The sequence below is a fragment of the Acinetobacter kookii genome, assembly GCF_900096895.1.
Lineage (GTDB): Bacteria > Pseudomonadota > Gammaproteobacteria > Pseudomonadales > Moraxellaceae > Acinetobacter > Acinetobacter kookii.
Genome location: NZ_FMYO01000001.1, coordinates 140,013 through 158,542, shown reverse-complemented (window position 1 = coordinate 158,542; position 18,530 = coordinate 140,013). Strand labels below are relative to the sequence as shown.

At 41.1% G+C, this 18,530-nt stretch carries 11 protein-coding genes; 9 read left to right on the top strand and 2 right to left on the bottom strand.

All coding sequences use genetic code 11. From position 1 onward, the window contains the following. Positions 1-50: 50 nt before the first annotated feature. The 3 genes from BLP85_RS00790 (at position 51) to BLP85_RS00780 (ending at position 7,874) form a co-directional block, all read left to right on the top strand. A complete protein-coding gene (locus BLP85_RS00790) occupies positions 51-2,777 on the top strand; it encodes an autotransporter assembly complex protein TamA (RefSeq protein WP_092818261.1) in 2,727 nt (908 codons plus the stop codon). Positions 2,778-2,815: 38 nt separating this feature from the next. Next, positions 2,816-7,330: a translocation/assembly module TamB domain-containing protein gene (locus BLP85_RS00785; protein ID WP_092818260.1), complete on the top strand. Its 4,515-nt coding sequence runs from the start codon at positions 2,816-2,818 to the stop codon at positions 7,328-7,330. Positions 7,331-7,436: 106 nt separating this feature from the next. Then, complete coding sequence (locus tag BLP85_RS00780; protein ID WP_092818259.1) at positions 7,437-7,874, top strand: Sbal_3080 family lipoprotein; 438 nt, start codon at positions 7,437-7,439, stop codon at positions 7,872-7,874. 99 nt (positions 7,875-7,973) lie between these two features. Here the strand turns inward: BLP85_RS00780 and BLP85_RS00775 are convergent, their stop codons facing one another. Continuing rightward, the gene (locus BLP85_RS00775; RefSeq protein WP_092818258.1) at positions 7,974-8,183 is read right to left on the bottom strand and encodes a cold-shock protein; all 210 of its coding nucleotides are present in this window, start codon (positions 8,181-8,183) and stop codon (positions 7,974-7,976) included. A gap of 455 nt (positions 8,184-8,638) precedes the next feature. Between BLP85_RS00775 and BLP85_RS00770 the strand changes: the two genes are divergently transcribed. The 6 genes from BLP85_RS00770 to BLP85_RS00745 all read left to right on the top strand — a co-directional run bounded on the left by BLP85_RS00770 (position 8,639) and on the right by BLP85_RS00745 (position 15,853). Continuing rightward, a complete protein-coding gene (locus tag BLP85_RS00770; RefSeq protein WP_092818257.1) occupies positions 8,639-8,998 on the top strand; it encodes a hypothetical protein in 360 nt (119 codons plus the stop codon). 143 nt (positions 8,999-9,141) lie between these two features. After that, positions 9,142-9,414, top strand: a complete 273-nt coding sequence (locus tag BLP85_RS00765; RefSeq protein WP_092818256.1) for a hypothetical protein — start codon at positions 9,142-9,144, stop codon at positions 9,412-9,414. A 294-nt stretch (positions 9,415-9,708) separates the two neighbouring features. Beyond that, the gene (locus BLP85_RS00760) at positions 9,709-12,348 is read left to right on the top strand and encodes a bifunctional aconitate hydratase 2/2-methylisocitrate dehydratase (RefSeq protein ID WP_092818255.1); all 2,640 of its coding nucleotides are present in this window, start codon (positions 9,709-9,711) and stop codon (positions 12,346-12,348) included. A gap of 73 nt (positions 12,349-12,421) precedes the next feature. Continuing rightward, the gene (locus BLP85_RS00755) at positions 12,422-13,408 is read left to right on the top strand and encodes a PD-(D/E)XK nuclease family protein (protein ID WP_092818253.1); all 987 of its coding nucleotides are present in this window, start codon (positions 12,422-12,424) and stop codon (positions 13,406-13,408) included. Between the two features lie 194 nt (positions 13,409-13,602). Continuing rightward, positions 13,603-13,824, top strand: a complete 222-nt coding sequence (locus BLP85_RS00750; protein WP_092818251.1) for a hypothetical protein — start codon at positions 13,603-13,605, stop codon at positions 13,822-13,824. Positions 13,825-14,287: 463 nt separating this feature from the next. After that, positions 14,288-15,853: a sensor domain-containing diguanylate cyclase gene (locus BLP85_RS00745; protein WP_092818249.1), complete on the top strand. Its 1,566-nt coding sequence runs from the start codon at positions 14,288-14,290 to the stop codon at positions 15,851-15,853. Positions 15,854-15,887: 34 nt separating this feature from the next. Here the strand turns inward: BLP85_RS00745 and BLP85_RS00740 are convergent, their stop codons facing one another. Further along, positions 15,888-18,440: a bifunctional diguanylate cyclase/phosphodiesterase gene (locus BLP85_RS00740; protein WP_092818247.1), complete on the bottom strand. Its 2,553-nt coding sequence runs from the start codon at positions 18,438-18,440 to the stop codon at positions 15,888-15,890. Positions 18,441-18,530 lie beyond the last annotated feature (90 nt).

Here is an 18,530-nt window from a genome sequence, read left to right as displayed (position 1 = left end):
CTTTCATCGGACGTTTCCATTACAAATATTATATGAGTTTAGAGTTTTTTATGCTTTCAAAACTGAATTTTAAAAAGTCGGCACTTACTTTAAGTGTCAATTCCATTTTACAGTGGAACAATGAGCATAAACGATTCGGACTCAGTCTGGTAATCATGTTACTGGCTCAGCACAGTTTTGCACAAGTCAATCAGCCAAATCCTCCTCTCACTGAAGCAGAATTTCAGCAACAGCTCAAGAATGAAGCTGTTCAGCAGGGTATGAGCAGCAGTGCAGAACTGAAAAAACTGGAAAACCTTCAACAAAACCCGCCTGAACCTGACAGCCTGCAAATGCTGGAGCAGCAAGAGCAGGAAACACAGCCGCTGGAAGAATTCAAGCCGATTGAATTTGAGGATCTGGAAGAGCTGCCGATTACTCCTGTCAGTGCAGAAATGGCAAATGAAATTTTTCGGGTGGCTGAAGAGGCGAAACAGGAAGCTCAGCAATACCGTGCAGGTCAGGGCACCGAAGCGGTGGTTTCAGATGCCACGCAACAGGAACTGGTTGAAATTAATCAGGCACCAGTGAATATTGATCAGCTGATGTCGAATATTCAGGCCGATAGCCAGATTGTGGTTGAAGCCAATGCAGCCGGTAAAACCTTGCCTGAACTGGCACCCACTGATGAAATTGAAGAACCGAATTTCTTTAAACGCTGGTTGTATAAAATACGTCCGCCGCGACAACTCAACACCGCCAAACTGGATCGTATCAGTGCCGATGTGATTATTGTCCCTACACCCAATAGTAGCGATGTGTCCGCCAAGGCTTATGCGCAGGCTATGGAAAATCTGAAAGAAAATATCAGGGCCAAACTTTCCAGCTTTACCCGGGAATCCTTCAGTGATTTTCCTTCGGCATTGCCGCAGCTGAGAACGCTGTCGAATCAGGCTGCACAAGCAGTCGGCTTTTATAATGCCGAATTTAAATTCGAGAAACTCAGTGAGAGTCGTGTCCGGGTCAGAGTTACGGCAAATGCACCGGTACAAATTAAAGCACAGAATATTGAATTTAGCGGTGCAGGACAAAATCAGCCCCAGTTCCAGGTAATCCGGCTTTTACCTGAACAGGATGTAGGCGATATTTTCAATCATGGTTTATATGAAGAAACCAAAACCCGCATTAGCGATGCCGCCACCAATAACGGTTATTTTGACAGCTATTGGCGCCTGCATGATGTCAAAGTAGCCCAGCCGCAAAATACGGCCGATGTAAACCTGCGCTATGAAACGGGAGACCGCTACAAGTTAGGCCCGGTCGAATTCCGCATGAGCGATCCGTCACAGCCATTTCCGATTGACATGGATGTTCTGCAAAGCATGGTTTCTTGGGAAGATGGTGCCGATTACACCTTTTGGCGTGTCAATGGCTTAGCCAATAACCTCACCAACTCACGTTATTTTAATTACACGTTGGTGGATGCAATACGCCCAGACCCAGTTGAAAAACCGCTGGAACTGCCACCCGATATTCAGGCTCTGGTCGATCAGCAGAAAATATCTGAAAGTGAAGCTGCGGTTCAGGATAAAAAACAGGTCGCTTCTGCCAGAGAAGTGACCCAATCTGTAGCCGATGAAACCCAGTTTGCGGGTAGAGATGAAACTGAAGGTGACGAGAATCTGCGTCAAATGCGTGCAGAGCAGGAAACCAAACAATCTGAAGAAGAACGTTTAAAAGTTCAGGCACGTGAAGAGAAAAAGATTCCGGTAATCGTGACCTTGAATGCGGACCGTTTAAATAGTGCAGAACTGGGGGCGGGTTATGGTTCCGATACCGGAGCACGATTGCGTGCTCAGTACCGCCGTGCCATAGTCAACCGTCGTGGGCATTCTTTTGATGCCAACATGGAAATTTCGCAAATTCGCCAGTCTATAGACGGACGTTATAATATTCCCTATCACCATCCCATCAATGACTATATCAGTATCGTGGGTGGTTATGAACGTGAAGAACGTGATGACGTGGCACAGGGCAATAGCTTGATGATTGAATCTGCTGTGGCAGGTGCTGACAGAATTATTAAAAGACCGCGTGGTAGCTGGCAACATACTTTTGGTCTTCGCTATCGTTTGGACCAGATTTCCCAGCAAGGAACCATTAATGCCAATGAAATTCCGGATGCATTTATTGCAAATGCCAATGACCAACAGCAATCTTTATTGTTGGGTTATGAAGCATCACTGACCACGAGTGATAAACGCGTAAACCCGGGTAAGGGCTTTAAACAGACGTATAAAGTGGAACTTGGCAGCGAGTCATTATTGTCTGATGCCGATATGGCCATTCTCAACGCAGGCTGGCGTTTTATTTATTCATTGGGTGAAAATGATAGTCACCAGTTTGTCGGGCGGGGCGATTTAGGTTATATCTTGACCCAGGATTTTAACAAGGTGCCCTATAACCTGCGTTATTTTACCGGGGGTGACCAGACAGTACGTGGTTTTGACTATAAAAGTCTATCGCCGGAAGAAAATGGATTTAAAATCGGTGGTCAGGCCCTGGCTGTTGGATCACTTGAATATAACTATCAATTTAAAGAAGGCTGGCGTGCAGCCATTTTTAGTGATGTCGGCAATGCTTACGATAAAGATTTTAATACACCAACTGCCTACAGTGTGGGCTTGGGGCTGCGTTGGGCATCGCCAATTGGCCCTATCCGTATAGATGTGGCTTCAGGTATTTCTGATGACAATCATCCAATACGTCTGCATTTCTTTATTGGTTCACAATTATAAATGCTGGTTTTTATAAATTTTAGTTTTTAGAGAGTATTATGGCTGAAGTAGAACAGCAACCGGAAACGGAAACACCTAGACCGAAAAAGCGTCGTATTTTAAGGAGTGTACTGTTTACGCTGCTTATCGTGTTTGTGTTGCTGATTGCTTCTTTCGCCGTCATGTTTAGTACCGATAAAGGCAGCAAATTCTTGCTGGACCGAGTTTTAGAGCGTCAGCAGATTATTCATTATGAATATGAAGGCGGTAATCTGCTCAGTGGCATCATCTTAAAAAATATTTTAGTCACGCTCAAACCTGTCGACGTTAAAATCGACCGCGCAGATGTCACTCTGGGCTGGCGTGCCATCCTGAAAAAAGAAATTCATCTGAATCGTGCCGATGTGCGCAATCTGCAAATTATCAGCAAACATCCACCAAGTGATAAACCCTTTAAATTTAATGAAATCCGTTTGCCCTTTGTTTTGCGTTTAGATACGGCAGATGTCGATCATCTGTTGATTAAAACTGCTAGTTCCAGTGTAAAGTTCCACGATATCCACCTGAATAATGCGCTATGGTCCGGTACCGAATTGAAGTTTGAAGATTCCCGGATGGATATGGGCTATCTTTCCGTCAAAAATGCCAGCGGAAACATGAAATTTGAAGGGAAATATCCTTTAGATGCCGTGGGAGATCTGAACATACCTGCACTGCATAAAAGCCTGAATATTCATGATATCAAGGTGGTGGCAACCGGCTCTTTAGATACGATTCAGGCCGGTGTGGCGACCAATACCCCAGATTTATTGACCGGTTGGGTGGTGCTGCATCCGGTACGCAAACATGTGCCGATGTTTGGCGAGTTAAAGTTTAAAAATTACCATTGGCCTTTGCTGACGGAACAAAAACTGTATACCAAGAAAGGCGTGGCTAAATTTAATGGGGACATTCAGCGTTTAAATATCGACGCGATTACGGACTTAAGTGGCAAGAACATTCCGCAAGGCCAATATAACGGCAGCATGCATACCGACCTGGTACATCAGCTCGACATTAGCAATTTAAATGGCCAGCTGATGAATGGGGCGGTGAATGTTGAAGGTGTGGTGAGCTGGAAAGACCGTGTCACCTGGGACATGAATGGCCGTGTCGATAAAATTAATCCCAAAGACAAACTGATTCCGCAAATCATCCAGGATTTCTTGCCGCCTAGCCTGGATGCCAAAATTGCCTCTAAAGGCCGTCTGGAAAAAGGTCTGCATTTAACTGCACTGGTTGATTTTGACCGCTATGAAACCTGGAACTTAAAGCTCGATCAGGACGAGCAAAAGGGCAAAAAAGCCAATCCGATGCTGCTGAATGTGGCCTGGCAAAATATTGATCGCGCCGTGCCTTATGTGGGCTGGTTAAGCAGTAAATCGGGCGACGCAAAATTGGCGCTGGTTGAAGGTAGGCAGAATATTCATGTCGCCACTGCGGTGAGCAAAAATGATAAGGGCTGGTTGCCTGAAGGCTTGTATACCGCACAGCTCAATTTCAAAAATAATGATTTAAATATCCCGACTTTTAGTTATGTGGCCGGTAAAGGCAGTTTAAGCGGCAGTGCCAAAGTAGATTTGCCAACCAAAAAACGTCAATTGAAATGGAATGCCATTCTCAATGCCAAAGATTTTAATCCGCAAACGGTTGCAGCGGCTGCACCGGTGAATCTGCTCAATGGGCAGGTCAAAGCCAACGGTTTTGCCAAACCGAATCAGCAGATTATCCATCTGAACGGAATTAATTTAACCGGGCGTCTGGCGCAGCAAAATAATAACGAAACGGTACGTTTAACTGGTCGTAGTACGGTCGCGATTCTGTTTAATGATCAGAAAGCAGGAGGCGCATTTAAAAGTTTTGCGGTCAATTATGACGGTGCACTCAATGCCAGTCAGATTCCTGTCAGCGAGGGCATGCTCAAGTTCAAAATCTCCGGTACGCCAGAACTGGTTAAAGTCGATGAGCTGAAACATTCAGGCATTGCCGGGAAAATTTATGCCAGTGGTCTGCTCCATCTTAAAAATGGTTTGGGCTGGAATATCAATGCATCCCTGGTACGTTTTAAACCGCATTATTTTATCTCGTCTGTGCGCGGTGAATTGTCCGGTAATGTGAAAACTGAAGGGGTTTGGTCGGACAGCTTAAAACGTATTAATATCCAGAAACTGAATATCGCCGGTATTATCAACAATAAACCTGTGCGCGGAACAGGAAATTTGGCAATGGTGATTAATTCAAATCAAAAAGGCTTTTTGCCACAACAGTTTGAAGCCAATAACCTTTATCTTTCCTATGCCAAAAACCAGGTTCAGGCCACAGGCAATGCACAGAACTTAAGACTGAAAATCAATGCACCGGCCTTATATGAAATTTACAGCGGTCTGCGTGGTCGTGCCTATGGCTATTTGAATGTGCAATCACAGCCACGCTTGCAGGCGACGGCCAATCTGGCAGTTGATGATTTTGGGTTTAACCAGTTATTCAGTGTTAAAAAGTTACGGATACAAGGTGAATTGCCGACTTCAGAGCTCACCCCGACGTTGATGACTGCGAAAATGGATAACTTACGTAGCGGTGCGCGTGAGATTCAGCATGGTGAAATTTCACTGGCGGGCACACGTAAAGCCCATATCCTGAAAATACAGGCGCAAAACCGGATTTCCAAATTCTATGTGCAATTGGCCGGTGGGTTTAATGCACAGAATGACTGGTTGGGACAAATCCAGAACGGTGATTTTGATTCTTTACGTGCACGTTTGGTCCAACGCCAAAATGCTTCTGTGATTTATAGTTCTGCCAAAAGCGAATTGTTTGTCGGTGCACATTGCTGGTCGAGTCAGCAAAGCCAGTTGTGTTTTGACCAACCGATTCGGATCAGTAAAACCAGAGGTAATGTTTCATTCATTACCCAAAATGTCGATTTAAACGATTTCGCTGCCTTTATGCCGGAAGGTCTGGAAATTACCGGTAAGGTGAATGGCTATGCCAAAGCCGCCTGGGTAAAAGGTGCTAAACCAAAAATTGATGCACGACTGGTGACACGTAGTGGCGTGATCGGGCTGGCAGCTGAAGATCCCCAAGATGTGGGTTCTACACTGAAGTATAATGAAATTGCAGTGGTGGCAAAAAGTGTCGCTGAGGGTTTACAGCTTCGTTTAGATGTTAAAACCCCTGAAATTGGTACCGGTTATGCCAATGTCATTATAGATCCTTATACAAAAAGTATGCCGATGCGCGGTGAGATCGCCTTCGATCAGGTACAACTGAAAGTCTTTAAGCCTTTTATTCAAGATGTTCGTTCAATGGCTGGCAACCTGTCTTTTGCGGGAAAAATTGGCGGCACCTTAACGCAGCCTTTATTTAATGGTGAAATGCGCCTGAAAGATGGTGCCATCAGCATGATTTCCCTGCCGGTGAATTTAACCAATATTCAGGTCTATTCTTCCATTCGCCAGGATCATGCCACCATTAACGGGGCATTTAACAGTGGTCAAGGTGCAGGCGCATTAACCGGCAGTGTAAACTGGAAAGATGATCCCCGCATTCAGTTGCATTTAAAAGGTGAAAACCTGCTTATGCGTCAGGCGCCGTTAATCACCGCTGTGGTTACTCCGGATTTGTCTTTAGATGTGCTGCCGTTTAAGAAGAAATTAAGCTTAAGCGGTAAGGTGGATGTGCCACGTGCCTTAATCTCGATGCCTGAAGCTTCTGCACCGGTAATCAATGTCTCTTCAGATGTACGAATCGTGCGTGAAGGACAAGATCAGCTGGCCATATTAAGAGCAGCCCGACCTTGGGATATCCGTGCCGATGTTATGGTTAACTTAGGTAATCAGGTGATTTTCCAGGGCTTTGATAGCCGTATTCCACTGGCAGGGCGTTTGTATCTGTCACAACGTGGACTTGAAACCGCTATGCGTGCCAATGGTGCAATAGGGGTCAGCCAACGGGTAAAAATTGAAGCGTATGGGCAAAGCCTGGATTTGAATCGTGCGATTGCACGTTTTAACGGTCCTTTATATAACCCGACTTTGGATATCGATGCCAATAAGACCGTACAGGGCAGCCTGGTTGGGGTGCGCGTAACAGGTACTGCAACCAGTCCGAATATTCAGGTCTATAACGATGCCGGATTGTCTGAACAGGAAGCCTTAAATGCCATTATTACCGGCCGTATTAATGAGGGGGCTAGTGGTATCAGTCAGGAGGCGGGCTTTAGGTCCGATGTCAACAATACCATTGCGGCTGCCGGAATCAGTATGGGCTTAGGTGGTACACGTGCTCTCACCAACCAGATTGGACGTACTTTTGGTCTGAGCGGTCTGGCGCTGGATGCACAGGGAACGGGAGATGATACTCAGGTCAGCGTGACAGGCTATATTACGCCGGACCTGTTTATCCGTTATGGTGTAGGGGTATTTACACCGGTCAACAAATTGACCCTGCGTTATCAAATGAACAAGCGTTTATATCTGGAAGCGAGCCAATCGCTGGAACGTGCGATCGACGTGTTCTATAACTGGCGTTTCTAAATTTAGCGTTGTGATCTTCTTTTCATCATTAACCGCCTTCGGGCGGTTTTTTATGATATAAAATATTGTTTTTACTGTTTTATTATTAATTATAAGAAGGGTTAGAATGAAAAAATTATTGATTGTGGGAATGGTGGCGAGTGGCTTGACCGGTTGTACGGCTATTCAGGTGAATAACAGCACTGGATTTCATCCGGAGTCGATTAAGCAGGTATGTATTGTTCATAATCCAAAAGTCATCATTAATAATTTTGATCAATTGGTTGTGAAGAGTTTTGCACGCTACAACATTCAGGCACAAACCTACAAAGAAACCGATAATTTAAGTTTCTGTCAGACTACACTGCATTATACTGCTTTAAGAGCATGGGATCTTGCGCCATATATGGTGTCTGCACGGTTTAACTTGATTCAGAATGGCCGCCAGGTGTCTGAAGCATCCTTCAGATTAAAAGGCAATGGAGGATTTGCATTAAATAAATGGCGGAGTACCGAAACTAAAATCAATGAACTGGTAGATCAATTGTTAAATAAAACGCCATAAGTTAGCGCATAAGCATTTTATAAAGCACAAAAAAAGCGAGAGTTTGACTCTCGCTTCTTAAAAAAATCACGCTTGCAGCAGGCAAGCGTGATTTTAAAATTATAGTGCTACGATGTTTACAGCATTCGGGCCTTTTTGACCTTGAGCGATGCTGAATTCAACTTGTTGGCCTTCAGCTAAAGTTTTGAAGCCAGAACCTGTGATTTCGCTGAAATGAGCGAAAACGTCCGGGCCATTTTCTTGTTGAATAAAACCGAAACCTTTAGTTTCGTTAAACCATTTAACAGTGCCTTTTACAGTGTTAGACATAATACAATCCTATAAAAATGTTTTTAGCTTATTGAAAAGCCAGATAATTTAACTTGAAAAGAAGAATGGAACTTTAAATCTGAAAAACGAAGGATTATGACTAAAACTGCGAAATACAAGAAGATTTACCAGAACAAACTATTTTTCTAGTTATCCTTAAGCATACAGCTATGTTTGAGCTTATGCAAATGAATAGACTACCTATCGCTGTTTTTTATAACTGAAATTTGTAACTGACTGATTATTTGAAATGGCGTGCATCATTTAAAGCAGATGAGTTAAAACATACCCAGGTTCCATTCCACGTATTTATTGAACACCTTAACCTAAAATAGGGTTTATCTTATTTGTATCATTCATCTTATTTCGCTCATGATTTTTCTGGATATCCGGTTTCCATGATTTCGTATTTTGCCTAACTTTGATTATGATAGGAGGCAACAGGAGAGATATTGATGAAAAAGTTATTCACTTTGGTGGCATTGGTTGCTTTGGTGGGCTGTACTGAAAAGAAGCCATTAACACCTGAAGAGCAGTGGAAAGGCTATTGTACAAGTATGGGTAATGCGGCAAACAATATTATGTATGACCGTCAAAATACCATTACCAAAGAGGCAGCGATAGAACACGCCAACAAGATTGAAGATCAAATCACCAAAACCTTTATTCTGGATATTATTGAACAGGTTTATGCATTTCCATTGCAGGAAATCACTCAAGATCCGGAAGCCAGCCGTAATCAGTTCAAGCAGAAAATCACCGAAAAATGTATCGCCACGCCGCATGACAAGATGCCAAATTATAAACCGTTCTAATGAACGGTTTTTTATAACCATGTATAAAATAGCCTAAGCAAAATTAAAAAATAAATTGTGACATTTGCTTAAGCAAAAATATAGAAAAGCTTATCTTGTTATTGAATAATGAGGTGAAGAATTATAACGACTGGAGTAGAAATATGGATGTGATTGGCTACTTGCATCATGAAGATTTGCTCTTGGAAGATGAGCACGGTGTAGCGATTATTGGTGGGGCAAATTATGTCCTGAGTGTGGGAGATAAAGTGTTTCTGCGCAAAAAATTGCCAGATCAGCATTATCCACGCTATCTGGTTGATATTTCATTTGCCAGTAATCAGTATCAAGGCTTGTTTGAAGATGAATGTGCCGTTAAATTTACCGGGAATCGCGCGGAATTAGCTCAATATTTAACAGCAACCACTGTCCACTAAGGTTGAATATTTTTATAAAAGCAAAAAAGGCAACATAAGGTTGTCTTTTTTATGTTTAATGTTCCATTAAAAGTGAATTTTCATCATTAAAAAGCTTTAAAAGTGAAGGATTTGCTTATTGTGTAATCGATATGCGCATCATTTAGCTACAAAATAATGGGCATCACAAAGAAACACTGTACTTGCATTAACTTTTAACTGGAATTTTAGTAAAATTTAGCAGTCCATATTATTTGCGAAGCTTTGAATAAGCTGGAATTCGTAAATAATTTTTTAAAAAAGAGGAATAACACCGTGCTAGAAGCTTACCGCCAACACGTTGCAGAACGTGCTGCACTCGGAGTCCCACCGAAGCCACTTGACGATGCTCAAACAGCTGACTTGGTTGAACTATTAAAAAATCCCCCAGCTGGAGAAGAAGCATTTTTAGTTGACTTGCTTGAAAACCGTGTTCCAGCAGGTGTTGATCAAGCTGCTTATGTTAAAGCTGCTTTCTTGGCTGCCGTGGCAAAAGGTGAAACAACTTCTCCATTAGTTTCTAAAGAACGTGCGGTTTACTTACTAGGTACTATGCTTGGTGGTTATAACGTTGCGCCTTTAGTTGCTTTACTTGATGATGCTGCTCTTGGTGAGCTTGCTGCTGAAGCGCTGAAAAAAACTCTTCTTGTATTTGATGCATTCCACGACGTAGCTGATAAAGCGAAAGCAGGTAACGCAAATGCAAAAGCTGTGCTTCAATCTTGGGCTGATGCTGAATGGTTCACAAGCCGTAAAGATGTTCCAGAAGAAATCAAATTAACAGTATTCAAAGTTACTGGTGAAACCAACACTGATGACTTGTCTCCAGCTCAAGACGCTTGGAGCCGTCCAGACATCCCATTACATGCAAATGCGATGTTGAAAAACGTACGTGACGGTATTAACCCGGAAGTTCCTGGTGAAGTTGGTCCGTTAAACCAAATCAAAGAACTCATCGCGAAAGGCAACCAGGTTGCTTATGTAGGTGACGTTGTTGGTACAGGTTCTTCTCGTAAATCTGCAACTAACTCTGTACTTTGGTTCTTCGGTGACGAAATCGCTCACATCCCGAACAAAAAAGACGGTGGTTACTGCTTAGGTTCTAAGATCGCTCCGATTTTCTTCAACACGATGGAAGATGCTGGTGCATTACCGATCGAGATCGACGTTGCTAACATGAACATGGGCGACGAAATCGTTCTTAACATCGATCATGCCGCTGCAAAAGTGACTGCTTCTAAAAATGGCGAGCAAATCGCTGAAGCTGAACTTAAAACTCCAGTGCTTCTAGACGAAGTGCGTGCTGGTGGCCGTATCAACCTGATCGTTGGTCGTGGTCTAACAGCTAAAGCACGTGAAGCTTTAGGTCTTGCACCTTCAACTTTATTCCGTACTCCGGTTCAACCTGAGAATACTGGTAAAGGCTTCACTCAAGCTCAAAAAATGGTAGGTCGCGCTTGTGGTCTTCCAGAAGGTCAAGGTGTTCGTCCAGGTACTTACTGCGAACCTAAGATGACGACTGTTGGTTCTCAAGATACAACTGGTCCAATGACTCGTGACGAATTGAAAGACTTGGCTTGCCTAGGTTTCTCTGCTGACCTCGTTATGCAATCTTTCTGTCACACAGCTGCGTATCCAAAACCAGTTGACGTACAAATGCAACACACGCTTCCTGATTTCATCATGAACCGTGGCGGTGTGTCTTTACGTCCAGGTGACGGTATTATCCACTCTTGGTTAAACCGTATGCTTCTTCCAGATACAGTTGGTACTGGTGGTGACTCGCATACTCGTTTCCCAATCGGTATTTCATTCCCAGCGGGTTCTGGTCTTGTAGCGTTCGCTGCAGCAACTGGTGTTATGCCACTTGACATGCCTGAGTCTGTACTTGTGAAGTTCAAAGGTAAAATGCAGCCTGGTATCACTTTACGTGACCTTGTACATGCGATTCCTTACTACGCAATTAAAGAAGGTGACTTAACTGTAGAGAAGAAAGGTAAGAAAAACATCTTCTCTGGTCGTATATTAGAAATCGACTTAACAGAAATGGAAACTGACCTCACTGTAGAGCAAGCGTTCGAACTTTCTGATGCTTCTGCTGAACGTTCTGCTGCTGGCTGTTCAATCACGCTTTCTGAAGAGAAAGTTGCTGAATACCTTCGTTCAAACATCACCATGCTTAAGTGGATGATTTCTGAAGGTTATGGCGATGCGCGTACTATGGCTCGCCGTGTTGAGAACATGGAAAAATGGTTAGCGAACCCATCACTTCTTAAAGCTGATGCTGATGCTGAATACACTAAAGTGTATGAAATTGACCTTGCAGACATCAAAGAACCTATCCTTTGCTGCCCGAACGACCCAGATGACGCTAAACTTCTTTCTGACGTTCAAGGCGTGAAAATTGACGAAGTATTCGTTGGTTCATGTATGACAAACATCGGTCACTTCCGTGCTGCTGGTAAATTACTTGATAAAGTACCTGGTGGTTCATTGTCTACTCGTTTATGGTTGGCTCCTCCAACTCGTATGGACGAGCACCAATTGATGGAAGAAGGTTTCTATAACATTTATGGTAAAGCTGGCGCGCGTACTGAAATGCCAGGCTGTTCATTATGTATGGGTAACCAGGCACGTGTAGCTCCGAACACGACTTGTGTATCGACTTCTACTCGTAACTTCCCGAACCGTTTAGGTCAAGGCGCTAACGTTTACTTGGCTTCTGCTGAACTTGCATCTGTTGCTGCTGTACTTGGTAAATTACCAACTCCAGAAGAATACCAACAATATGCAGCTCAAATCGACAGCATGTCTGCTGAAATCTACCAATACTTGAACTTCGACAAGATGGGCGAGTATACAGATGCTGCTAAAGACATCGATACCAAGAAAATTGCTGCTGCTCAATTGTCTTAATTGATTGAAAATTAAGATAAAATGAGTTAAAAATAAGGGCTGATTTATCAGCCCTTATTTTTTGAGTATAAAAATGGATAAGCCAAATATTTTTAAATATGCAACAAAAGAATTATCGCAAGATGCTTTTATTTTTTGGTTATTAGATCATGCAAATCCTAAATATATGCATGTTAATCAAGATCTAAAAAATTGTGCTTTAAGTTTAATCTCAGAATTTTTTAAATTAGAAAATAAAGAAATGCCTGAGAAATTTGAAAACTTCAGTCTTTCTAAACAATATAAAAATATTGATATCCTACTTAAAATAAATGAATTTTCTATCATTATTGAGGATAAGACTGGTACAAAAGCACATGGTGATCAATTAACTAGATATAAAAATATAATAGCCTCTGAAGTTGGAGAGGAAAATGTATTAGCTATCTTCTTTAAAACCCATGATCAATCAAATTATAAAAAAGAAATCAATGATGGATTTAAAATCTTTTCTAGAAATAAGCTGATTGCAGTTTTAGATAACTTTGAAGATGTATCAAGCGACATTTTTAATGACTTCAAAGATTATATTAAATCTATTGAAAATGAAGTAAATGCATTTGCGGTTAAAGAAAAGTGGAATAATAAAAATTGGATTGGATTTTTCAAATATCTTCAACAAGACTTAAAGCGTGGAGATTGGGGGTATGTATCTAACCCTAATGGTGGATTTATGGGTTATTGGTGGGCATTTCAAAGAAATGAATTTTGTCTACAATATTTACAAATCCAACAAGATGATTTGGTTTTAAAAATTAATAGTAATAAAGCTGAAAATGATAAAAAATTTAGAGATATTTGTTATAAACACTATTTAAATAAAGCTAAGCAGGAAGGTTTAAGTTTCGAAAAACCAGCAAGATTTGGGAAGGGAGAAACAATGACTATCCTCACTACAAAATATCTTGTGAAGAATAAGGAAACAGGCTTAGTTAATATTGACCAGACAATTGCAAGACTAAGAGAATACACACAATTTATTGAAAAGCATGCTTTAACAGCGGATGAATTTTTAGGATAGCTAGAAAATCAACATCTTCTAGTATTTTTTACTCGGATTCATATGTATTGAATATGATTTTAAATTATCAGATCAAGATGTACTTGGTCTGATTAAAAGTTTCTATATTCATGTTGTTGGATACACTTTACAGTTGTAGCAATACATCGTTTAATCACGCAAGTTGTAGTGATTTAAAAAGTTGATCTAAGCACATGCCCAAACAATCCCGCTTCCTCTGTATTGGTGGTTTCCTTAACGGAACCCAAGTCAAAGACCAAGGCGACAGCTTTGTCTGTGTCGAAAATGGTAAACAGGTGGCTTACAGCAAAAAAGAAATCTTCCATCAAGATGCATGGGATCATGACTACTATGTCTGTGAAAGTATCACTGACCAGCAAGCCAAAAACTGGGTGTATGACATCGAATCAAGCTAATAGATTATTCGGTAAATATATTTTTTAAAACAAATGTTCATATCGTAAAAATGATTTGAGCCTTGAATCCTAAGCGGTATTAGCCGTACTTTCAGAATTTTTATTGTCCACATGTGGTGGAAACTTCGACAGTCAGAATTCATCGACAGCCAAGTCAAATATCAATCCACCACAACAAACGTATGCAGAGATTTTAGGTATGGCTTTTTCATAGCAGCCTTGGGCTGATGCGAATGTAAAATGGACTGCTGATAGTAAATTTTGAGCCAATTTATAATTTAGTTTTTCAATTTTTCAGCTTTAAATTTATACTGTGATTTACGCATTAAGCTCTGGTTCCAGTTACTCAAGACCAGAGCTTAAAAGCATAAATGATCTAGTTTATTTCAAATAAATTTGTTAAATTAATCATTAAATATGTTATAGAATGTAAATAAAGTCACACTCGTTCGGGATCAGGTTTTTGAAACAGATTCTTTTGGCACTTAAATTAAATCTTCGCAAACTGATCCTGATTTCAATTATTATCAGTGTTTCGTGCTTGTTTATTGTTTCTGTATTTATTCTCAATTATGTCATTAAAGACCAATTAATTCAGAATTCACTTTTAGTGAATGTCAAATATGCTTCAAAAGTTGCCAACAGCGCAGATCAGCATTTCGATGATATGCTCAAAGAGTTAAAGTATAGTGCTGACCTGTTAGGACAGGATTTTTCTAATCCTCAATTAATACAACAAGAAGCAAAGCGTCTTAAAAATCAGTCCAACAAATTTAATAGCTTATTAATTGTTGATAAACAGGGAAGAGTCATCTCTTTTGCACCGCAAAGTTTAAATTTGAGCCCCCATATTTCATATAAATCAGTGGGAATTGTTGAATCTTTAAAGCATAAAAGCACGTATATTTCTCCTCCCTATTGGTCAATTAGACATAATCTTGTTGTGCTGCTGTCTCAACCTATTTATGACCAGAATAAAAATTATCTGGGTATGGTGGGGGGCACAATTTATTTACAAAAAAATAATCTGATTCAGAAAATGCTTTCAACCGAGTATGACTTTAAAAAAAGTTATATGTATGTCATTGATCAGGAGAATCGAATTATTTTTCATCCTGATCCGAGCAGAATTGGAGAAAAAATTATTAATAATACTGGCCTGGATTATATGACACGTACACGAATGGGAAGTGTCCGGTTAATCAATAGTCGGGGTGTCGAAAATTTGGCAGGTTTTGCAGATATTCCCAGTGTGAACTGGATTATCGTTTCCCAGCAACCGACGGAAGAGTTGTTCAAACAGGCGAATGATATTCTTTTAAAAGTTTCAGTTGGAATTTTAATTTTTTATTTGTTTATCTTTTTTATTGTCTGGCGAATGTCACGCTTTATTTCTTCACCTTTAAACAGTTTGGCAAAAATGGCCAGCATGCTTAATCAACCAGACATTCAAGATAAAATCAAACAAGTCGATCCCTGGTATTTTGAAGTTTTAAAGTTTAGAACGTCATTATTACTCAGCTCGCAAACGTTCAGTGAAAAGATTACTGAATTACGTCATCATGTGAATACTGACCCACTGACGGGTTTATATAATCGGCGCGGTATGCAGATTTTCTTGAAAGAATTGGTGAGTTTAGGAAGAAGTTTTGCTGTGCTGGCAATTGATATCGATTTTTTTAAGAATGTGAATGATAGCTATGGTCATGATCAAGGCGATGCCGTTTTAAAAACCCTGGCCAGTTTGATGAAAAATAACTTCAGGGACGAAGACATCTGTTGTCGGACAGGAGGCGAAGAGTTTATTGTATTAATGACCACTTCAGACCCTAAGGTTGCTTACAATGCTGCGGAACGCTTAAGAAAAACAATGGAATCAAGCAACAGCAATACTATCGGCACAATTACCCTGTCTATTGGAATCGCATTTTGGCCTAAAAGCTCAACCGATGTGAGCGAAGTTTTTAAAATGGCGGATAATAAACTTTATCAGGCTAAAAATAGCGGACGTAACTGTATTCGTTATTAGAGTGGAACAGTATTTATTTTCATACTCATCCTATCTACTTATAATTAAGTTTAAGCTCCCTAAGAGCAGCTGGTTTGGCAAAATAGTAGCCCTGAAAATCATCACATTCATATTTTTTTAGAAACTGGGCTTGATCGTGATTTTCTATTCCTTCAGCAACCACGTGCAATCCTAGTTGATGAGCCATAACAATAATGGCTGCGACAATCGCGCCATCTTTTTCATTTTGAGGTAAATGTTCAATAAAGCTGCGATCAAGTTTTATCTCATCCACAGGTAAAGTGCGTAAATAACTCAGACTCGAGTATCCTGTGCCAAAGTCATCGACAGAAACCTTGATACCCAAATCACGAACAGCTTTTAGAATTTCTAAAGAACGGTCAGCACCCGCAATTAACATGGTCTCGGTGACTTCAATTTTTAATAGGTCGGGTTGTAACTGAGTATCAGATAACGTTTCCTGTAAGTCATGCAAAAAGCCTGTGCGCTTAAATTGTAAAGGGGAAAGATTGACAGCTACACTCAGGTTAGCCCCATTTTTCTTGTTCCACGCAACAATATCCTGACAGGCTTGCTGTAACACCCATTGACCAATAACTACAATCTGGCCGGTTTTTTCAGCAAACGGAATGAATTCTACCGGAGAGATAAAGCCTCTTTGTGGATGCTGCCAACGGATTAAGGCTTCGACACTTTTTAATTGGCCTGAGCGAGCATCAATAACGGGTTGATAAACCAACCTGAACTGCTTTTCTTGCATGGCAACCATTAATTCGTGGCGCATCAGCACGTAATCGATTTTCGGTGTGCCGATAGAATTAAACGCATACCAATGCCAGGCATTTCCGCCTTCTTTTTTCGCTTCATTCATGGCATGTATCGCATGATGAAGTAATTGAGTCGATTTTTCTATTTGAGGGTCATCATCTGCAATGCCAATACTCGCACTCATATGAATTTTATGGCCATCAAGCTCAAATGGAGCTGACAGGCTTTTTAATATTTGCTCTGCAATAACAGCGACCTGTTTTAAATCATGGCATTTATTCAGAAGTATGCCAAATTCATCTGCTGAAAAATGGGAAATGATATCTTCTTCTTGAATGACCTGACGCAGGCGATTTGCTACAGCAATCAGAAGTTGATCACCAATGATGTGCCCCAAACTTTGATTTAAAGGCTGGAATCCATCTAAATCAACATACATCACAATCAGGGAGCGAGGATTGTCATGCTGAAGGTGGAAGGCAACATCCAGTATTTTTTCAAAAGTATGATGGTTAATTAATCCGGTTAAACTGTCATGGGTTTGCTGACGGGCAATATATTCGCTATTCGCCCGCTGTTGGGTAATATCTTGCTGAATCCCGATAAAGTGCGTGCAAAAATTTTTATCATCAAAAACGGGTCCTAATATGAGCTGGTTCCAGAACCAGCTGCCATCTTTACGATAGTTTTTTAAGGTCACCTGGATTTCTTGCTGTTCTTGAAGTGCATTGTGGATTTTATACACTGCCTCTGGATCTGTTTCGGGACCTTGCAGAAAGCGACAATTTTTACCGGTGATTTCTTCTTTTTTATAACCCGTCAGGCTTTCAAAAGCAGGATTCACATATTCAATGGCCTGGTCCGCGGTGGCCTTAGTCAACACGATGCCATTAGGATTGGCATCGACACTACGTTTCAGTAGCCGTAACATTTCTTCGGTTTCATGCCGTTCGGTAATATCATGGGCAATCCCAAATACACCGACCACCTGTTGGGCTTGTTGAATAGGTAAATAAGTGAGGTCTAGCCAGTAACATTTCCCCAAGGCATTCTGTGCCTGGATTTCCAGGTGTTGACTGTGGCCTTGCAAGGCCTGTTCAAATGCAGTTTGAGCTACTGACTGAAAGTCAGCACAAATAAATTTTGAGAAATGTGAGCCCCGAGTCTGTTCAAGATTAAATTTAGTGATCTCTTCAGAGGCGAGATTGACATCAATAATGATGCCTTCAGGATTATGTTCAAAAATCGCATCGGGATGGTAGGTGAAGAACGAACGGTATTTATCATTGAGCGCCAGTCTCTGTTGCCGTTCTGCATGCAGGTCCATACTCAGGGCAATCAGAGATGCGGCATGAGAAATTAACTTAATATGAGTAGAGGTGGGGCATTTAGGGGAACGATAATAGGTTGCAAAGGTCCCATAGAGCGTTCCCTGGGCATTAATAATAGGTGTTGACCAGCAGGCGTTCAGATTTTCTTCTTGAATCAGGCTATGGAAAGCTTCCCAGTTTTGGTCAGTGGCTAAATTTTCACAAATCACCAGTTTTCGGTGAAAAGCTGCCGCACCACATGCTCCCACATGTGGACCTATTTTTAAATCAGAAACGGTTTCTATATATCGGTTGGAAAAATGCTGGCTACCACTAATTAAATTTAAAGTTTGTTTTGTTTCTGAGTACAACATGATGGAGACCATTGAATCCGGTATCCGGGCCTCTAACCATTCACTGACGGTCTGAAAGATGATTGCTAAGTCTGCATGTTGCCCAATTAAATTAAAGATGGATTGAGTATCTAAATAACTCGCTGTTTGACTCATATAGCATACCGTCCTTGAGTTGTATTGCGCATTTTTGATAGATTCTCAAGCGAAATTAGTAAAATCAGAGCTAAAGGTTGATTATTAATC

What these genes read in the sequence shown, in the direction of transcription:
- BLP85_RS00790 (WP_092818261.1), top strand. Translation starts at nt 51, where the DNA reads ATGCTTTCAAAACTGAATTTTAAAAAGTCGGCACTTACTTTAAGTGTC.
- BLP85_RS00785 (WP_092818260.1), top strand. Translation starts at nt 2,816, where the DNA reads ATGGCTGAAGTAGAACAGCAACCGGAAACGGAAACACCTAGACCGAAA.
- BLP85_RS00780 (WP_092818259.1), top strand. Translation starts at nt 7,437, where the DNA reads ATGAAAAAATTATTGATTGTGGGAATGGTGGCGAGTGGCTTGACCGGT.
- BLP85_RS00775 (WP_092818258.1), bottom strand. Translation starts at nt 8,183, where the DNA reads ATGTCTAACACTGTAAAAGGCACTGTTAAATGGTTTAACGAAACTAAA.
- BLP85_RS00770 (WP_092818257.1), top strand. Translation starts at nt 8,639, where the DNA reads ATGAAAAAGTTATTCACTTTGGTGGCATTGGTTGCTTTGGTGGGCTGT.
- BLP85_RS00765 (WP_092818256.1), top strand. Translation starts at nt 9,142, where the DNA reads ATGGATGTGATTGGCTACTTGCATCATGAAGATTTGCTCTTGGAAGAT.
- BLP85_RS00755 (WP_092818253.1), top strand. Translation starts at nt 12,422, where the DNA reads ATGGATAAGCCAAATATTTTTAAATATGCAACAAAAGAATTATCGCAA.
- BLP85_RS00750 (WP_092818251.1), top strand. Translation starts at nt 13,603, where the DNA reads ATGCCCAAACAATCCCGCTTCCTCTGTATTGGTGGTTTCCTTAACGGA.
- BLP85_RS00740 (WP_092818247.1), bottom strand. Translation starts at nt 18,440, where the DNA reads ATGAGTCAAACAGCGAGTTATTTAGATACTCAATCCATCTTTAATTTA.